At 64.8% G+C, this 17060-nt stretch carries 13 protein-coding genes; 11 read left to right on the top strand and 2 right to left on the bottom strand.

The genetic code is table 11. From position 1 onward, the window contains the following. Nucleotides 1–30 precede the first annotated feature (30 nt). Both ACSZPK_RS07305 and ACSZPK_RS07300 read right to left on the bottom strand, forming a co-directional pair. The gene (locus ACSZPK_RS07305; RefSeq protein WP_437880767.1) at nt 31–1767 is read right to left on the bottom strand and encodes a fumarate reductase/succinate dehydrogenase flavoprotein subunit; all 1737 of its coding nucleotides are present in this window, start codon (nt 1765–1767) and stop codon (nt 31–33) included. Then, the gene (locus tag ACSZPK_RS07300) at nt 1764–2513 is read right to left on the bottom strand and encodes a GntR family transcriptional regulator (RefSeq protein ID WP_437880766.1); all 750 of its coding nucleotides are present in this window, start codon (nt 2511–2513) and stop codon (nt 1764–1766) included. The genes ACSZPK_RS07305 and ACSZPK_RS07300 overlap by 4 nt, the downstream gene beginning before the upstream one ends. A 195-nt stretch (nt 2514–2708) precedes the next feature. On the opposite strand from ACSZPK_RS07300, the gene ACSZPK_RS07295 reads away from it, so the two are divergent. The 11 genes from ACSZPK_RS07295 to ACSZPK_RS07245 all read left to right on the top strand — a co-directional run bounded on the left by ACSZPK_RS07295 (nt 2709) and on the right by ACSZPK_RS07245 (nt 16983). Next, entirely contained in the window at nt 2709–3596 is an 888-nt protein-coding gene (locus ACSZPK_RS07295; protein ID WP_437880765.1) for a LysR family transcriptional regulator, read from the top strand. Nucleotides 3597–3845: 249 nt separating this feature from the next. Then, nucleotides 3846–5030, top strand: coding sequence for an acyl-CoA dehydrogenase family protein (locus ACSZPK_RS07290; RefSeq protein WP_437880764.1), 1185 nt, complete (start codon nt 3846–3848; stop codon nt 5028–5030). Then, complete coding sequence (locus ACSZPK_RS07285) at nt 5027–5980, top strand: D-isomer specific 2-hydroxyacid dehydrogenase family protein (RefSeq protein ID WP_437880763.1); 954 nt, start codon at nt 5027–5029, stop codon at nt 5978–5980. Before ACSZPK_RS07290 ends, ACSZPK_RS07285 begins: the two co-directional genes overlap by 4 nt. Nucleotides 5981–6019: 39 nt before the next feature. Beyond that, nucleotides 6020–6811 (top strand): class II aldolase/adducin family protein, encoded by a 792-nt coding sequence (locus tag ACSZPK_RS07280; RefSeq protein ID WP_437880762.1) that lies wholly within the window; start codon nt 6020–6022, stop codon nt 6809–6811. 591 nt (nt 6812–7402) lie between these two features. Continuing rightward, nucleotides 7403–8233 (top strand): ABC transporter permease, encoded by an 831-nt coding sequence (locus ACSZPK_RS07275; RefSeq protein WP_437880761.1) that lies wholly within the window; start codon nt 7403–7405, stop codon nt 8231–8233. A gap of 3 nt (nt 8234–8236) precedes the next feature. Further along, nucleotides 8237–9028, top strand: coding sequence for an ABC transporter ATP-binding protein (locus ACSZPK_RS07270; protein WP_437880760.1), 792 nt, complete (start codon nt 8237–8239; stop codon nt 9026–9028). A 317-nt stretch (nt 9029–9345) separates the two neighbouring features. Beyond that, entirely contained in the window at nt 9346–11805 is a 2460-nt protein-coding gene (locus ACSZPK_RS07265; protein WP_437880759.1) for a TonB-dependent receptor plug domain-containing protein, read from the top strand. A gap of 53 nt (nt 11806–11858) precedes the next feature. Next, complete coding sequence (locus ACSZPK_RS07260; protein WP_437880758.1) at nt 11859–13508, top strand: ABC transporter substrate-binding protein; 1650 nt, start codon at nt 11859–11861, stop codon at nt 13506–13508. After that, on the top strand, nt 13505–14455 hold the full coding sequence (locus tag ACSZPK_RS07255) for an ABC transporter permease (RefSeq protein WP_437880757.1): 951 nt from the start codon (nt 13505–13507) through the stop codon (nt 14453–14455). The genes ACSZPK_RS07260 and ACSZPK_RS07255 overlap by 4 nt, the downstream gene beginning before the upstream one ends. A gap of 3 nt (nt 14456–14458) precedes the next feature. Next, complete coding sequence (locus tag ACSZPK_RS07250) at nt 14459–15361, top strand: ABC transporter permease (RefSeq protein WP_437880756.1); 903 nt, start codon at nt 14459–14461, stop codon at nt 15359–15361. After that, nucleotides 15358–16983, top strand: coding sequence for a dipeptide ABC transporter ATP-binding protein (locus ACSZPK_RS07245; RefSeq protein ID WP_437880755.1), 1626 nt, complete (start codon nt 15358–15360; stop codon nt 16981–16983). Before ACSZPK_RS07250 ends, ACSZPK_RS07245 begins: the two co-directional genes overlap by 4 nt. Nucleotides 16984–17060 lie beyond the last annotated feature (77 nt).

Here is a 17060-nt window from a genome sequence, read left to right as displayed (position 1 = left end):
AAGGCGGAGAGCCACTGGCTCGATGCGGACTCACGCGGCCTCCGTTTTCACTCGCAGACGGTCATAGGCGCTCTGCTCTTCGGCATCCAGCGGGATCAGGTACGGCTCCACTGCTTTCTTGAAGCTGGTCATTTCGCCGTGCTCGCCCTTCTTCAGGTGGCAGTGATGGAACCAGTCGACGTCGTTGCGCAGCGGGTAATCGACCCGGTGGTGATATAGGCCCCAGCGACTCTCGGTGCGGAACAGCGAAGCACGGGCGGCCATTTCGGCGCAGTCGCGGATCACGCTGACTTCCAGGGCACGCATCAACTCGTGCGGGTTGCTGGCCTTGATCTGCTCGATGTCATGGGCGATGGCGTCGAAGCGCGCCAGGCCGATTTCCATCTTCTTGGTCACTTTCGGCGGTTGCAGGTAGTCGTTGACGAAGCGCCGCAGCTTGTATTCGACCTGGGCCGGCGGCAGGCCATGCTCGCGCAGCAACGGCGCATAGACCCGCTCGCGCTCGCGCTCGACCTGGCCGGCATCGACGGCGGTGAACCCATGAGCGGCGCAGTAATCCGCCGCGTTGTGCCCGGCGAACCAGCCGTAGGTGAAGGCACCGAGCATGTAGTTGTGCGGCACGGCGGCCATGTCGCCGGCCGAGTACAGGCCTTTCACCGAGGTCTCGGCCTTCTCGTTGACCCACACGCCGGAAGCGCTATGGCCACTGCAGAAGCCGATCTCGGAGATGTGCATCTCGACCATGCTGCTGCGGTAGTCGGTGCCGCGCCCGGCGTGGAACTGGCCACGGCTGGGGCGCTCGTTGCTGTGCAGGATGTCCTCGATGTTCTGGATGGTTTCCTCGGCCAGGTGATCGAGCTTGAGGAACACCGGGCCGTTGCCGCTTTCCAGCTCCTGGTGGAACTCCCACATCATCTGCCCGGACCAGTAGTCGCACTCGATGAAGCGCTCGCCCTTGTTGTTGGCGGTGTAGCCGCCGAGCGGGCCGGTGACGTAGGCGCAGGCCGGGCCGTTGTAGTCCTTGATCAACGGGTTGATCTGGAAGCATTCCAGGTTCGCCAGCTCGGCACCGGCGTGATAGGCCATCGCGTAGCCGTCACCGGCGTTGGTCGGGTTCTCGTAGGTGCCCATCAGGTAGCCGGAGGCTGGCAGCCCCAGGCGCCCCGCCGCGCCGCAGCAGAGGATCACGGCCTTGGCCCTGATCACCTGGAAGTCGGCGGTGCGGCTGTCGAAGCCCATCACGCCGTTGACCGCGCCGTCGGCATCGGTCAGCAAACGGGTGGCGATCACCCGGTTGGTGATGTCCACCCGCGCACGCTTGAGCTGGCGATACAGCACCTTCTTGATGTCGTGGCCTTCGGGCATCGGCAGTACGTAGGCGCCCATGTGGTGGACCTTCTTCACCGCGTAGTCGCCGGTTTCGTCCTTCTCGAACTTAACGCCCCAGCGGTCGAGCTGCTCGATGGTCGCGTAGCTGTGGGTCGCATAGGCGTACACCGCCGCCTGGTTGACGATGCCGTCGTTGGCGATGGTGATTTCCTTGGTGTATTGCTCCGGCGTGGCGTGGCCGGGGATCACCGCGTTGTTGAGGCCGTCCATGCCCATGCTGATCGCGCCGCTGCGCTTGACGTTGGCCTTGTCCAGCAGCAGGACGCGCAGGGTGCGGTCCTTCTCCTTGGCCTTGATCGCCGCCATGGGGCCGGCGGTGCCGCCGCCGATCACCACGATGTCGTACTCGCGTTCGAGTGTCTGGTACTGGCCGCTCATGCGTGCTTGCCCTTTTGCCGGTCGATGCGCAGGCGATACTGGAAGGCATCGCCACGGTAGTAGAGGTATTCGAAGTCCAGCGGCGTGCCGTCGGCGCCGTGGGTCAGGCGCTCGATGCGCATGATCGGCCCGCCCTCCTCGACCGCCAATGCACGCACCAGGTCGTCATCGGCCAGCACCGCGTCGATGGCCAGGTCGGCATGGCCGAGGGCGATGCCGCAGTCGTTCTCGATGATCAGGAAGATGTCGCGGGCGACCAGGTCGGCCTTCTCCAGCTTCTCGCCGATCGCCCGTGGCACGTAGGTGACCTCCAGGGAAATCGGCTCGCGGTTGACCAGGCGCACACGCTTGATCTCGGTGACCGGCGCGCCCTCTGCCAGTTGCAAGCGCTCGGCGACCCGCGCCGAGGCGTCCACGTGTTTCACGCCAAGCAGGCGGTTGATCACCTCGTAGCCCATCTGCGTCATCGATTCGGCCAGGCCCTGCAGGGTGCTGACGTTCTGGAACGCCTTGGGCTTGGCGACGAAGGTGCCTTTGCCATGGATCTTGAAAATCAGACCTTCTTTCTGCAGGTCACCCAACGCCTGGCGTACGGTGATGCGGCTGACATCGAAGGCCTTGCCCAGCTCGGCCTCGGAAGGCATGCGGCTGTGCGATGGATAGGTGCCATCGAGGATGCGGCTGCGCAGCAGCTCCTTGAGCTGGCTGTACAGCGGCACCGGGGACAGGGGAAGCAGTTGCGCCATAATCATCTCTTCATACTTGTCATAACAAGTTGTGACGTAAAGATACGGGTATAAGACCACGCAGAGAAGAATCTTTATCGAATAAGCTTATGGCCAGCGAATCGGCTGCAACGCCAGTATGCCCCTGCCCAATCCCGGCAAAGCCGATTATTCTATTAAGGCATTTTTGCCGTTCTTAATATGTGAGTATCGAAAATGAAGATCGATGACATGGATGCTTTTGTCGCCGTCATTCGCTGCCAGTCGACCAAACTGGCCGCCGATGCTCTGCAACTGACCCAGCCGGCCATTACCCGGCGCGTGCAGAACTTCGAGGAAGACCTCGGCGCCAACCTGCTCGACCGCAACACCAAGCCGCTCAAACCGACGCCCATGGGCCTGCGTGTGTACGACCAGTGCAAGGCCATCCTGCGCGAGATCGACTCGTTGCGCGAACTGGTCGCCAGCAATGGCGCGCCCAGCGGCTCCCTGCGCCTGGGCGTACCACAGACCATCAGCGACGTGGTGCTGCTCGATGCCTTGCAACAGATCCGCGAGACCTTTCCCGAACTGCGCACCCAGGTGGTCAACGGCTGGGGCAGCAGCCTGATCGCCAAGATGGAGAACGGCGAGCTGGATGCCGCCGCCGCGCTGTTCCCGGCCGGCAAGATCTTCCCCGAAGGCATCGCCAGCCGTTCCATCGGCCGTATGCCGTTGCAGGTGGTGGCCGCCAAGGGTGTTTTGCGCAAGCGCAGTTGCAAGCTCAAGGACTGCTACCAGAACGGCTGGGTACTCAACCCGGACGGCTGCGGTTTCCGCGCCGGCCTGCAACGCGCACTGTCCGAGCAAGGCCTGTCGCTGCAGATCAACCTGGAAACCTTCGGCACCGAACTGCAACTGGGCCTGGTCGCCAACGGCATGGGCTTCGGCCTGGTTCCAGCGCCTCTGCTGGAGCGCAGCAAGCACCGCGAACAGCTGGAAGTGGTCAATGTCAGCGACTTCAAACCGATGATCGACCTCTGGCTCCTGCATCCGCAGTACCTTGGCAACCTGCAGGAAGCCGTCGATCTGTTCGGCAATGTGGCGGCGCAGCGATTGAAGTGACGCTCAAAGCCAGCCACTCCTCTTCAGGCGCTCCAGCGCGCATGCCTGCGCCAACGGCCTCGACAAACAAAAAATAGATTCAATATTTGCATATTAATAAAAATCTAAATTCTCAAAACAAATAATTAGCTTAGAACCAAAAAGACTTTTACAGGCTTGATCTAGACGAATACGGTCTCGCTCAAGCTACCTCATCGACCTGGGGCGCTGTAGACAAACCAGTGACCGCTGCCATCGATGAGAACCCCCATGACGCAACTCGCCGTCCTTCCCCCTGCCGTCTCGCCAGAACCGATCCACTTCAGCGATGAGCGCCTTGCCGCGATCACCGCCCACCTGGCCGAGACGGCAGCCGATTACGACCGCAGCGGCAAGTTTCCCGAAGCGAACTTCAGCTACCTGCACGAGCAAGGCGTCGTCAGCCTCACCGTGCCGCGTGAGCTTGGCGGCAGCGGCGCCGACCTAGTCACCGCGCGCCGGGTGATCGCGGCCGTGGCCAAGGGCGAGCCCTCTTCGGCGCTGATCCTGGTCATGCAGTACCTGCAGCACTTCCGCTTGCAGAGAAATACCCGCTGGCCCGAACACCTGCGTCGCCTGGTGGCCAAGACCGCCGTGGAAGACGGCGCGCTGATCAATGCCTTCAGGGTTGAACCGGAACTCGGCACCCCCGCACGCGGCGGCCTTCCGGCGACCACCGCGCGCCGCACACCTGAAGGCTGGCGCCTGAGCGGCACCAAGATCTATTCCACCGGCAGCCATGGCCTGACCTGGTACGTGGTGTGGGCACGCAGTGACGATGCCGACCCGCTGGTCGGCGGCTACCTGGTCCATCGCGACACACCCGGCATCACCATCGTCGACGACTGGGACCACCTGGGCATGCGCGCCACCTGCAGCCACGAAGTGCGCTTCGACGATGTGCTGATTCCCCTCGAGCATGCCGTCGGCGTCAGCCCCTGGAGCAACCCCACGCCCGAACTGGAAGGCGAAGGAATTCTCTGGATGTCGGTCCTGTTGCCCGCCATCTACGACAGTGTCGCCCAGGCCGCCCGCGACTGGCTGGTGAGCTTCCTGAACAACCGCCGGCCCTCCAACCTCGGCGCCTCGCTGGCCAGCCTGCCGCGCTTCCAGGAAATCGTCGGACGCATCGACACCCTGCTGTTCGCCAACAAAAGCCTGCTCGATTCCGCCGCCGCCGGGCACATCGAACCGAGCCACGCGGGGCAGATCAAGCACCTGGTCAGCAGCAATGCGATCAAGGCCGTCGAACTGGCCATCGAAGCCGCCGGCAACCCGGGCCTGTCACGCAAGAATCCACTGGAGCGCCATTACCGCGACGTGCTCTGCAGCCGCATCCATACGCCGCAGGACGACGTTGCCCTGAGCGCCGTTGGCCGAGCGGCCTTCGCCCAGCAACAGGAGTCCGCGCAATGAGCGAGGTCATCATCGCCAGCCAGCTCGACAGTGAATCCAACGACTACCTGCGCAGCCGCCTGCCGGAGCCGAACATCGTCGAGATTCCCTTCGGTCCCGAAGGGCTGGAGCGGATTCCAGCCAACACGGAGATTCTCATCGTGCGGCCGATCAACGTGCGCGGCGTCAATGTCGAGAACCGCCCCGCGAACTGGCCCGAATCATTGCAGTGGATCCAGCTGGCCTCGTCCGGCATCGACTTCTACCCGCGCTGGCTGTTCGACACCCCGCGGATCACCAGCGCCAAAGGCGCCAATGCCAACCATGTGGCCGAATTCGCCCTGGCCACGATCTTCAGTGCAGCCAAGCAACTGCCGGAAATCTGGGTCAGGAACGACGACTGGCACTTCACCTACCTGCAACCGGTGAAAGGTGCCACCCTCGGTATCCTCGGCCTCGGCTCCATCGGCCAGAGCCTGGCTCGCAAAGCACAAGCGCTGGGCATGCGCGTGATCGCCCTGAGCCGCCCGGGCCAGCCCATCGCGGCACTGGAGGGCGTAGAAGCCGCCCGCGATATCCACCACCTGTTCGGCGAGTCGGATCATCTGGTGGTGGTCGCGCCGCTGACCGCCGAGACACGTCACCTGCTCAATCGCGACGTACTCGGCAGCGCCAAGCCCGGCCTGCACCTGGTCAACCTCGCGCGCGGCGGCCTGCTCGACCAAAGTGCCCTGCTCGAAGCCCTGGACAACGGCAGCATCGGCCGCGCCACCCTCGATGTCACAGAGCCCGAGCCGCTACCGGAGGGGCACCCGCTCTATCGTCATCCAAGGGTACGCATTTCCCCACACACCAGCGCACTGTCCACCGACGGCAAGGCCAAGTTCGTCGACGATTTCGTCAGCAACTTCCGCCGCTATCAACAACAGCTCCAACTGGAAAACCTCGTCGATATCCAGCGCGGTTATTGACCCCACCCCATACGTGCCGCGCCCGGCCAGGAGAATCCCATGAGCTCGCTATCCGTCCTGCAAACCACCCCATCCGTCCGCCAACGCGTATCCGCCGAGGAATGGGAGGTGCGCGTCAAACTGGCCGCGGCCTACCGCCTGGCCGCGCTGTTCCGCTGGACCGACCACATCTATACGCATTTCTCCGCCCGCGTTCCCGGCCCGGACGAACACTTCCTGATCAACGCCTACGGCCTGCTGTTCGATGAGATCAGCGCGTCCAACCTGGTCAAGGTGGATGTCGACGGCACCATCATCGACGATCCGCTGGGCCTGGGCATCAACCAGGCTGGCTACGTGATCCACAGCGCGATCCATCGGGCCCGCCCGGACCTGAAAGCCGTGTTGCATACCCACACCCGTGACGGCGCGGCGGTGTCAGCCCAGCGTGGCGGCCTGCTGCCGCTGTCGCAACATGCCCTCGCCTACTACAGCCGGGTGGTCTACCACGAGTACGAGGGCGTGGCCCTGGACCTCGACGAGCAGGAGCGCCTGGTCGCCGACCTCGGCACCAGCAATATCCTGATCCTGCGCAACCACGGCCTGCTCACCGGCGGCACCAGTGTCGAACACGCGTTCCGCGAACTGCACGGCCTGGAACGGGCCTGCAATATCCAGATCGCCGCCCAGGCCGGCGGCAACGCCGACCTGCTGCATGCGCCGGCCGAGGCCATCGAGAAAGTGCGCCAGCAAACGGCCGCCTTCGTCGATGGCGACTCGCCTGGCATCCAGCGCCACTGGGATGCGCTGATCCGCCAGCTCGACCGCGAGGGCCAGGGCTACAAGGACTGATTCATCCGTTACGTGATTTCGCGAGCCGGCCATGCACTGCATGGCCGGCATTTTTTTGAGCGGGTGTTCGGTTAGCAGGCCGTTGAAAAACGTAGGCGAGGCAGGATGGCCGAGGCAAAAACCACCGAAAAAGCGCAGTTTACGTATTGTAAATGAGCATTTTGACCGGGCTGGCGATCCAGGTGGTTTTTAACGAAGGCCAGCCAACGCAGGTAGTTTTTCAACGGCCTGCTAGAGGCGACAGCAGCCATAGGATTCAAACCCAAGCGGCAAGCAAAGCAGCTCGGAGCAGTCGTCATTCCCGCGAAGGCGGGAATCCAGCAGCTTCGAGTCTTTTGGATTATTCCCCTTCGGGCCAGCGCAAGCGCTGTTCAGCGATGGAGCCGCCGTCCCGCCTTCGCGGGAATGACAGTCGGGCCTATCGCAGCCACCCAACTAAATCAGCTTATTGCATAACAACAAAGACAATATCTCATTTATTTTTAATATTAGTTTATTCCTAAAAGTGCTTTTTCACGAGCTTCTTATAAATATACGATTCAATCACTGCGCACCGAGACGCATCGAACACGCCTTGCACGGAACGACTCAATGACCCAGACCCATGCCCATACCGCCGCGCTGGATACACGCAAGACCGCGCCATCGAACAAGAAATGGACGGCTCCGGATTTCGTTCTGCGCCTGCTCAGCCCGCTGGCGATCCTGCTGCTCTGGGAGATCGCCTCCCGCGCCGGGCTGATCCCCAGCCGGGTGATCGCGGCCCCCAGCGCCATCGGTGAGACCCTGTGGCAACTGATCGCCAGCGGCGAATTGCTGCGCCACCTGCTGGTCTCCCTGCAACGCGCCGTCACCGGCCTGGGGATCGGCGTCACCATCGGCGTCGTCGCGGCGCTGATCAGCGGCCTGTCCAAGCGTGGCGAGGTGATCCTCGACTCGCCCATGCAAATGCTGCGCACCATCCCGTCCCTGGCGCTGGTGCCCTTGTTCATCCTCTGGTTCGGCATTGGCGAGTTTACCAAGATCGCCCTGATCGTCACCGGCACCACCTTCCCGATCTACCTCAACCTGTTCGCCGGCATCCGCAATATCGACCCGAAGCTGGTCGAGGCGGCCAACACCCTCGGCCTCAATCGCCGCGAACTGATCTGGCACGTGATCCTGCCGGGCGCCCTGCCCTCGTTCTTCGTCGGCCTGCGTTATTCCCTGGGCATTTCCTGGCTGGCCCTGGTGTTCGTCGAACAGATCAACACCACCGCCGGCATCGGCTACCTGGCTAGCGACGCGCGCGACTTCATGCGCACCGACGTGATCGTCATCTGCCTCTTGATCTACAGCGTGCTCGGCCTGCTCATCGACGGCCTGATCCGCGCCCTGGAACGTTTCGCCCTCGCCTGGCGCCCCTCTTTCGTAAGGAACTGACCGATGAATGCACACAGCAAGATCGTGCCACCGGCGGTGAGCCTGCGCGGCGTCATCCGCCAGTTCGGCGACAACCGCGTGATCGATGGCCTCGACCTGGACATCGCCCCCGGCGAGTTCGTTGCCCTGCTCGGCGCCAGCGGCTCGGGCAAGACCACCCTGCTACGCTCGCTGGCCGGTCTCGACGGCATCGAAGGCGGCGAGTTGATCGCCCCCGAGGCGCGCGCGGCGGTGTTCCAGGAGCCCAGGCTGATGCCCTGGAAGCGCGCCTGGAAGAACGTCACCCTCGGCCTGCGCGCGGACAATGCCAAGCAACGGGCGATCCAGGCACTTACCGAAGTCGGCCTGGCTCATCGCCTGGAAGCCTTCCCCGCCACGTTGTCGGGCGGCGAGTCGCAGCGCGTGGCCCTGGCCCGCAGCCTGGTGCGCGAACCCAAGCTGCTGCTGCTCGACGAACCTTTCGCCGCCCTCGATGCGCTGACCCGCATCCGCATGCACCGACTGATCATCGACCTGTGGCAAGCCCATACACCGGCGGTGCTGCTGGTCACTCACGATGTCGACGAGTCGATCCTGCTCGCGGACCGCATCATCGTCCTGGAAAACGGCCGCATCGCCGAAGAGCTGCGGGTCGATCTCGAACGTCCGCGCGACAATGGCCAGGCGGGTTTCAACGCGATCCGCAGCCGTCTGCTGGAGCTGCTCGGCGTGGAGAAAGACGACCCGGACAGCATTGGCCGCGATCACAACCCATTCCTGTCGCCGGGCTATCCGCTCAGCGCCATCGCAATCTAGGTAGGGAGCCAAGCCATGAAAGCCTATCTTGCCCACCTCGTGACCCGCCTGTTCCAGGCCCAGAATGACGCGGCCCTGATCGTGGGCTGGCCTGGCGCCGATGCGTACGTACACAGGGACATGCGCAGCGCCTGATTCCTAACTGGGCACCTCCCAGACAGACACCGCAAGACCCGAGCGATCCACCACCGCCACGTCGCTCCCAGACACTCCACCTCACCAGCAAGGCCGGGCATGACCGGGCCGGCGCCATCGTGCGCGCTGGAGGTGGCGGTATAGATCGCGACCCTGCGCGTCGCCCCATACGGATATGCACCATGACCGTCACGCAGTTGAATGTTTCATCGCCACGTTTTGCACCGGCCCGGGCCGGGCTCGCCGTTTCCGGGCTGGCCCTGGCGACACTGTTCAGCCCACTTGGCAACGCCGAAGAAAAGACCGCCGATACGCGCCTGGATACCGTCACGGTGATCTCCACCGGCGTGCGCGGCCAACAGCGCACCGTCGCCGACAGCCCGGCGCCCATCGATGTGATCAACAGCGACCAGTTGCTCAAGACCGGCCGCGCCGAACTGTCCGAAGCCATTTCCAAATTGCTGCCATCGTTCAACTTCGGCACCAACATCGCCGGCTACAACTCGGTGACCCGCCCGCTGACCAACCGCAGCCTCGGTCCGGCCTACACCCTGGTGCTGGTCAACGGCAAACGCCGGCACAATGGCTCGGTGGCCCAGCGAGGCTCGGTCGACAACAGTGGCGCCAACGCCGTGGACATCGACCTGATCCCGCTCAGCGCGGTGGATCACATAGAAGTGCTCAAGGACAGTGCCGCGGCCCAGTACGGCTCCGATGCGGTGGCCGGGGTGATCAACATCATCCTCAAATCCAGCGACTCCGGCGGCCATGTCGAGAGCAGCTACGGCAAGCTGTTCTCCGGCCAGGGCGAGTCGATCAAGCTGGCCGGCGACCAAGGCTTCGCCATCGGCGATGGCGGTTTCGTCCACCTCTCGGCGGATGCGCGCAAGCGTGCCTATGCCTCCTGGAACGGCAAGGCCGACAGCAGCGTGCGCGCCTACGCCGACCAGGCCAAGGAAGCGGCCTGGGATCGCGTGGCGATCAAGAACGGCGACCCCGACCTGAAGGCGTTCAACGTCGCCTACAACGCCGAACTGCCACTGGCCGACGCCGTGCGCCTGTACTCCTACGCCACCTACGGCGAGCGCGATGCCGAGGTGCAGAACTACTACCGCCTGCCCAACGGCACGGCGTCGGTGCCCGAGCTGTACCCGGACGGCTACTACCCGATCAACAACATCAAGGATCGCGACTACCAGTTCCTGTTCGGCGGCAAGGGCGAGCTGGCCGACTGGAACTGGGACCTGTCGACCACCTACGGGCGCAACAACACCCACCATTCCAGCGACTTCAACATCAACCCGTCGCTGGGCACCAGCACGCCGACCAAGTTCGACAACCTGGCGACCTTCCGCTTCGAACAGTGGGTCAACAACCTGGACATCACCCGCCACTATGACGGCGGCCTGTTCAACCTGACCCCGCCGGTGCAGGTCTCGGCCGGCCTGGAGCACCGTTGGGAGCGCTTCAGCACCTTCGCCGGTGACGAACTGGCCTACACCACCGGCAGCTATCCGGCAGCCTCGGGCGCCCAGGCCGCCGTAGTGATCCGCCCGGAGGACGAGGTCAGCCTGATCCGCAACAACTACGCCGGCTATCTCGACCTCGGCTGGGACCTGACCGAGCGCTGGTTCGTCGACGTGGCCGGGCGCCTGGAACACTACGACGACGACTCGGGCAACACCTTCGGTCTCAAGCTCAACTCGCGCTACGAACTGACCGATAGCGTCGCCGTGCGCGGCACCGTCGGCACCGGCTTCCGCGCACCGTCGCTGACCCAGATCGGCTACACGGTGGCGGACAACCGGGTCAACACCGACGTCAACGGCAACGTGGTTCCCGCGATCACACGCCTGACACCCTCCGGCAGCGCCCTGGCCAAGGCCCTGGGCGGCGATGACCTGGAACCGGAGAAATCACGCAACCTCGGCCTGGGTATCACCTGGCAACCCGCGCCGCGCACCAGCATCACCGCCGATGCCTACCTGATCGACATCGACGACCGCATCACCCTGACCAGCAACATCTACGACCGTGGCGACGGGACGATCAACGCCCTGCTCGCCAGCCAGGGCGTAGCCGCCGGCACCTGGGTCAACTACTACACCAACGCCTTCGACACCCGCACCCGTGGCCTGGACATCGTCGCCGACCACACCACGCCATTCGCCGATGGCTGGGGCCAGGTACGCTGGAGCGCCGGTTTCAACTGGAACAAGACCACCATCGAAGGCGTGCGTGACAACCCAGCAGCCCTGACCGCCTCGGGCATCACCCTGATCGGCCGCGACCGCGAAGGCGACCTGACCGAGGCGACGCCGAAGACCAAGTGGGTGCTGGGCGCCAACTGGACGGTCGACAACCTCGCGATCAACCTGCAGACCACCCGTTACGGCAAGGTCAAGACCCTGGCCGTCAACGAAAGCGGCGACCGCAGCTTCAACGCCAAGTGGCTCACCGACCTGGACATCAGCTACACCTTCGCCGAAGCCCTGACCCTGAGCGTCGGCGGCAACAACATCTTCGACGTGCGCCCGAGCAAGAACGCCGTCTACAGCAGCCTCGGCCTGTCGCCCTATGGCAACCCGCCGTTCTACCCCGGTGGCGGCTCCTGGTACGCCAAGATCGCCTACGACTTCTGACCGCCCTGGCCGCATCGCCCCGGGCGGTGCGGCTGAACGACGAGGACCGCCAAATGCCTTCGACTCAACCGCCTTCCCGACTGCGCTTCGCCGGCCGCCTGCTGGCCTCCTGCGCCCTGGCGCTCGGCCTCGCGGCCTGCTCGCCCTCGGCCAGCGACAGTGAAGCGAGCAAGACCCTGAACATCGCGTTCTGGGCCGACAACACCATCCTGGTCAGCGTCGACCCGTTCCAGGTCTACTGGCTGGAGCACCGTGTGCTGCTGCGCAACGTCGCCGAATCGCTCACCGACCAGGACCCGAAGACCGGCGAGATCATCCCCTGGCTGGCCAAGAGCTGGGAGATCAGCGACGACGCCCTGACCTACACCTTCCACCTGCGCCAGGACGTTACCTTCAGCAACGGCGAACGCTTCGACGCCCACGCGGTGAAGACCGCCTTCGACAGCGACAAGGCCTTCGCCACGGCGCTGCCGGCCACCTTCGGCGCCACCTACCTGGCCGGCTACGACCACGCGGAAGTGGTCGACGACTTCACCATCAGGCTGGTGCTGGCCAGGCCCAACGCCGGCTTCCTGCAAGCCACTTCCACCACCAACCTGGCGATCCTCGCACCCGCCTCCTACACGCTCAGTGCCGAGGAACGCTCCCTGGGCAAGATCATCGGCACCGGGCCGTTCGTGCTCGAACACTACACCCCGGAGGTCGGTGCGCGCCTGGTCAAGCGCAAAGGCTACGCCTGGGCCTCGGCTAACGTGAAGAACCAGGGCGAAGCCCATCTCGACGCCATCGAGCTCAGCTACATTCCCGAGGAAAGCGTGCGCAACGGCCTGTTCCTGCAAGGCAAGGCCGACATCCTCTGGCCGCGCAACCCGTTCTCCGAAGTCGATATCAAGCTGTTCCAGTCCAAGGGCGCGACCATCCAGAGCCGCTCGCTGCCGGGGCCGGCCTACAACCTCTACCCCAACACCCGTGCGCCGCGCCTGCTGGCCGACAAGCAGGTGCGCCTGGCGCTACAGAAGGCCATCGACCGCAAGACCTACGCCAGCGCCGTCTACAACGCCGAATTCCCGGTGGTGCGCGGCATCTACGACGTGACCACGCCCTATGCCAAGGACCAGAGCGAAAAACTCGTGTACGACCCGCAAGGCGCCGAGCGTCTGCTCGATGAGGCAGGCTGGAGCAAAGGGCCGGACGGCTATCGCTACAAGGACGGCCAGCGCCTGAGCCTGAACTACAACATCACCCCGGCGGAAACCGCTGGCGACGTGCTGTTGCAGGACCAACTGCGCAAGGTCGGCATCGACCTCAAGCTCGCCGTGACCACCCGCGCCGAATGGTTCGCTGCCAACGCCGCCGGCAACTATGACCTCACCGTCAACTACATGACCCGCGCCGAGCCGATCATCCTGCAGACCATTCTCGACCCGCGCTCGGCCAACAGCGCCGCCGTGGCCACCAACACCTACGAGCCGCAGGTGCTGGAAAAAGCCACCGCGCTGTTCGACGCCGGCCTCACCGCGACCAGTGCGCAGCAACGCGCCGACGCCTACGGCGGCCTGCAAGACCTGCTGCTCGACGAAAGCTCGGCCTTCCCCATCTACGAACGGGTCTGGCAGGCCGCCACGTCGCCACGGGTGAAGAATTTCCAGTGGACCGCCGAAGGCTTCGCCCTGCTCAACGACATCGAGGTCGGTGAACCATGAGCCGCTACCTGATTGGCCGGGTCGCGCAGGCAGTACTGGTGCTGTGGGGTGCCTACAGCATCACCTACTTCATTCTCTACCTGCTGCCGGGCGATACCCTGTCGATCATGCTCAGCGCCTCGGGCATCGAGGTCGATTCCCTGTCCCCCGCAGACCTGGCCAAGGCCCGCGCCTACTACGGCCTGGACAAGGGTGTGTTCGAGCAGTATTTCGACCTGCTCTGGCACTCCTTGCAGGGTGACTTCGGGCGCTCGCTGTCGCTCAACCGGCCAGTCGCCGAGCTGCTGGTCGAACGCCTGCCGCAGACCCTGGCCCTGGCGGGTCTGGCGATCGTGCTGTCGCTGCTCGGCGGTATCGGCCTGGCCTACCTGACCGCCTACACCCAGTGGCGCCCGCTCAAGGTCGCCCTGGCCCGGTTGCCGTCGCTGGGCTTCTCGGTGCCGGTGTTCTGGATGGGCCTGCTGCTGATCCAGGTGTTCGCTTTCGGCCTGGGCTGGTTTCCCGCCACCGGCAGCCGTGGCTTCGACAGCCTGGTCCTGCCGGCGATCACCCTGGCGATCCCCAGCGCCGCCGTGTATGCCCAGGTGCTGCAACGCGGATTCCAGGGCGTCTGGCAGGAACCCTACATCGCCACCGCCTATGCCAAGGGCTTGAGCCGTGGCCAGGTGCAGGCACGCCACGCGTTCAAAAATGCCGCGCTGCCGATCCTCACCCTGGTCGGCCTGCAGGTGGGCAACACGGTGTCCGGCGCAGTGCTGGTGGAAACCATCTTTGCCCGCAACGGCGTCGGCCGGCTGGCCCAGGAAGCGGTACTGCGCCAGGACATTCCCGTGGTCCTGGCAATAGTCGCGGTCTCCGCGGCGGCCTTCGTCCTGATCAACCTGATCGTCGACCTGCTCTACCCCTACCTCGACCCGCGCATCACCCACACGCCAAAGGTGTCCTGAGCCATGAACAGCGATACCCGCCTCTCCTCTCTCGCCTCATCGTCCACGCCAGTGGCATCGCCCTGGAGACGTCGCGGCCGCCTGCAACGTGCCGCGACCGTATTACGCCCATTGCTGCGCCGCCCCGGCTTCAGCCTGGCCCTGCTGATCGTCCTGTTTGCCCTGGTATCGGCGCTGGTTCCGCAATTACTGACCAGCTTCGCCCCCTATGCCACCTCGCCGCTGGACAAACTCACCGCGCCCAACCTGACCCACTGGTTCGGCACCGATGAGCTGGGCCGCGACCTCTACACGCGCGTGGTCTATGGCTCCAGCCTGTCGATCCAGGCCGCGCTGCTGGCAGTCGGCATCGCCTTGCTGGGCGGACTCGGCCTGGGTGTGTTGTCCGGTTTCGCCGGCGGCCGGATCGACGCGGTGATCATGCGTTTCATCGACGTGCTGCTGGCCCTGCCCGGCCTGCTGCTGGCGCTGGCCATCGTCACCGCCATCGGCTTCGGCACCATTCCGGTGGCGATCGCCGTCGGCGTCGGCATCGTTCCCGGTTTCGCCCGCACCACCCGCGCCGAAGTGCTGCGGGTCAAGACCCTGCCCTACGTCGAGGCCGCGCGCCTGGGCGGCGCCAGTTGGGGCCGCACGCTGCTGCGCCACATCCTGCCCAACGCCTGGGGCCCGGTGGCGGTGCTCGCCACCCTCGACTTCGGTGCCGCCATCCTCGCTACGGCGGGCCTGTCGTTCCTCGGCTTCGGCGCCGCGCCCCCCGCTTCGGAGTGGGGCACGCTGATCGCCAACGGCCGCCACTTCCTGATCACCGCGCCCTGGGTATCGCTGCTGCCCGGCCTGTTCGTGGTCGCGGTGGTGTTCAGCCTCAACCATATCGCCCGCACCATCGAGGAGAACCAGCGATGAGCAGCCCTCTGATCGATATCCGTGACCTGGCGGTCAGTTACCAGGCCGGCGGGCAACTCACCGAAGCGGTGAAAAACCTGTCGTTCAGCATCGGCCAGGGCGAGACCGTGGCCATCGTCGGCGAGTCCGGCTCCGGCAAGTCCACCCTGGCCAATGCCATTCTCGGCCTGCTGCCCGCCAGTGCGAAGATCACCCGGGGCGAACTGCACGTCGACGGCAGCGACCTGAGCCACGCCAGCGAACGGCAGAAACGAGGCTTGCGCGGCCGCACCATCGGCCTGGTGCCGCAAGACCCGATGGTCAGCCTCAATCCGACCCTGCGTATCGGCCAGCAGATCGGCGAAGCCCTGATTCTCGCCCAGGGCCGGCGTTATCCGGGGTTGGACGCCGATGTGATCGAGCTGCTGCAACAGGTCGGCCTGGACAAACCGGAGCTGCGCGCCCGCCAGTATCCCCACGAGCTGTCCGGCGGCATGCGCCAGCGCGTGCTGATCGCCATCGCCCTGGCCGGCAAGCCACGGCTGATCATCGCCGACGAGCCGACCAGCGCCCTCGACGTCACCGTGCAACGCAAGATTCTCGACCATCTGCAACGGCTGGTCGCCGAGCGCGGCATTTCCCTGCTGATCATCACCCACGACCTGGGCGTGGCGACGGACCGTGCCGACCGCATCCTGGTGATGAAACAGGGCGAACTGCTCGAACAAGGCCCGCCACAGCAGATTCTCGACACGCCATGGCATGACTACACCCGCGCGCTGATCGCCGCCGCGCCCGCTTTCTCGACGCGGCGCAAGGCGCGCCCCGCCATCGCTTCGGCCGCCGCGCCGATTCTGAGCCTGCAGGGCGTCGGCAAGACCTTCGCCCTGCCGCGGGTGAAAGGCGAAGCCAGCAGCTTCACCGCTTTGGAGGACCTCAGCCTGCAGGTATTCCCCGGCCAGACCCTGGCCATCGTCGGCGAATCCGGCTCGGGCAAGAGCACCGCACTGCGTATCGCCCTCGGCCTGGAAAAACCCAGCCAGGGCCGCGTGCAATTCGAACAGCAGGACATCACCGACCTCAGCTGGCGCGCCTTCCGCCCGCTGCGCCAGCGCATCCAACTGGTGCAACAGAACCCCTTCGCCGCGCTCGACCCGCGCTTCACCATTTTCGACAGCATCGTCGAGCCGCTGGTGTCGTTCGGCCTGCTCAAAGGCGAAGCCCTGGAACAGGCCGCGCGCGAACTGATCAGCCGCGTGCATTTGCCGGTCAGCTACCTGGACCGCCTGCCGCGCGAGCTCTCCGGCGGCCAGCGCCAACGCGTCGCCATCGCCCGCGCCCTGGCGCTGAAGCCCGACCTGCTGCTGCTCGACGAACCGGTGTCGGCACTGGACGTCTCGGTGCAAGCACAGATCCTCGACCTGCTCGACGAGTTGCAACGGGAACTGGGCATCGCCTACGTACTGGTCTCCCACGACCTGTCCGTGGTGGCCAACGTCGCCGACCAGGTACTGGTGCTGCGCCATGGCCAGGTGATCGAACAAGGGCCGGTCGATCAGGTGTTCAACGCTCCGCAGAGCGACTACACCCGCGAGTTGATCGCCGCGATTCCGGGGCGTCGGTCTGCCCAGGCCGCGGCCTGAGAGGCGAATCCAGGCACAGTGACTTCCTCCTGATAAAAACGCAGGACCGTCAACTTTCTTTCTTTTGCACATCCATA

The sequence above is a fragment of the Pseudomonas sp. LRF_L74 genome (genome assembly GCF_965644255.1).
Classification (GTDB): Bacteria; Pseudomonadota; Gammaproteobacteria; order Pseudomonadales; family Pseudomonadaceae; genus Aquipseudomonas.
Note: the sequence above shows the minus strand (reverse complement) of the source record. Positions and strands in the feature narration are given on the sequence as shown.

What these genes read in the sequence shown, in the direction of transcription:
- ACSZPK_RS07295 (WP_437880765.1), top strand. Translation starts at nt 2,709, where the DNA reads ATGAAGATCGATGACATGGATGCTTTTGTCGCCGTCATTCGCTGCCAG.
- ACSZPK_RS07275 (WP_437880761.1), top strand. Translation starts at nt 7,403, where the DNA reads ATGACCCAGACCCATGCCCATACCGCCGCGCTGGATACACGCAAGACC.
- ACSZPK_RS07245 (WP_437880755.1), top strand. Translation starts at nt 15,358, where the DNA reads ATGAGCAGCCCTCTGATCGATATCCGTGACCTGGCGGTCAGTTACCAG.
- ACSZPK_RS07260 (WP_437880758.1), top strand. Translation starts at nt 11,859, where the DNA reads ATGCCTTCGACTCAACCGCCTTCCCGACTGCGCTTCGCCGGCCGCCTG.
- ACSZPK_RS07265 (WP_437880759.1), top strand. Translation starts at nt 9,346, where the DNA reads ATGACCGTCACGCAGTTGAATGTTTCATCGCCACGTTTTGCACCGGCC.
- ACSZPK_RS07300 (WP_437880766.1), bottom strand. Translation starts at nt 2,513, where the DNA reads ATGGCGCAACTGCTTCCCCTGTCCCCGGTGCCGCTGTACAGCCAGCTC.
- ACSZPK_RS07250 (WP_437880756.1), top strand. Translation starts at nt 14,459, where the DNA reads ATGAACAGCGATACCCGCCTCTCCTCTCTCGCCTCATCGTCCACGCCA.
- ACSZPK_RS07285 (WP_437880763.1), top strand. Translation starts at nt 5,027, where the DNA reads ATGAGCGAGGTCATCATCGCCAGCCAGCTCGACAGTGAATCCAACGAC.
- ACSZPK_RS07270 (WP_437880760.1), top strand. Translation starts at nt 8,237, where the DNA reads ATGAATGCACACAGCAAGATCGTGCCACCGGCGGTGAGCCTGCGCGGC.
- ACSZPK_RS07290 (WP_437880764.1), top strand. Translation starts at nt 3,846, where the DNA reads ATGACGCAACTCGCCGTCCTTCCCCCTGCCGTCTCGCCAGAACCGATC.
- ACSZPK_RS07305 (WP_437880767.1), bottom strand. Translation starts at nt 1,767, where the DNA reads ATGAGCGGCCAGTACCAGACACTCGAACGCGAGTACGACATCGTGGTG.
- ACSZPK_RS07255 (WP_437880757.1), top strand. Translation starts at nt 13,505, where the DNA reads ATGAGCCGCTACCTGATTGGCCGGGTCGCGCAGGCAGTACTGGTGCTG.
- ACSZPK_RS07280 (WP_437880762.1), top strand. Translation starts at nt 6,020, where the DNA reads ATGAGCTCGCTATCCGTCCTGCAAACCACCCCATCCGTCCGCCAACGC.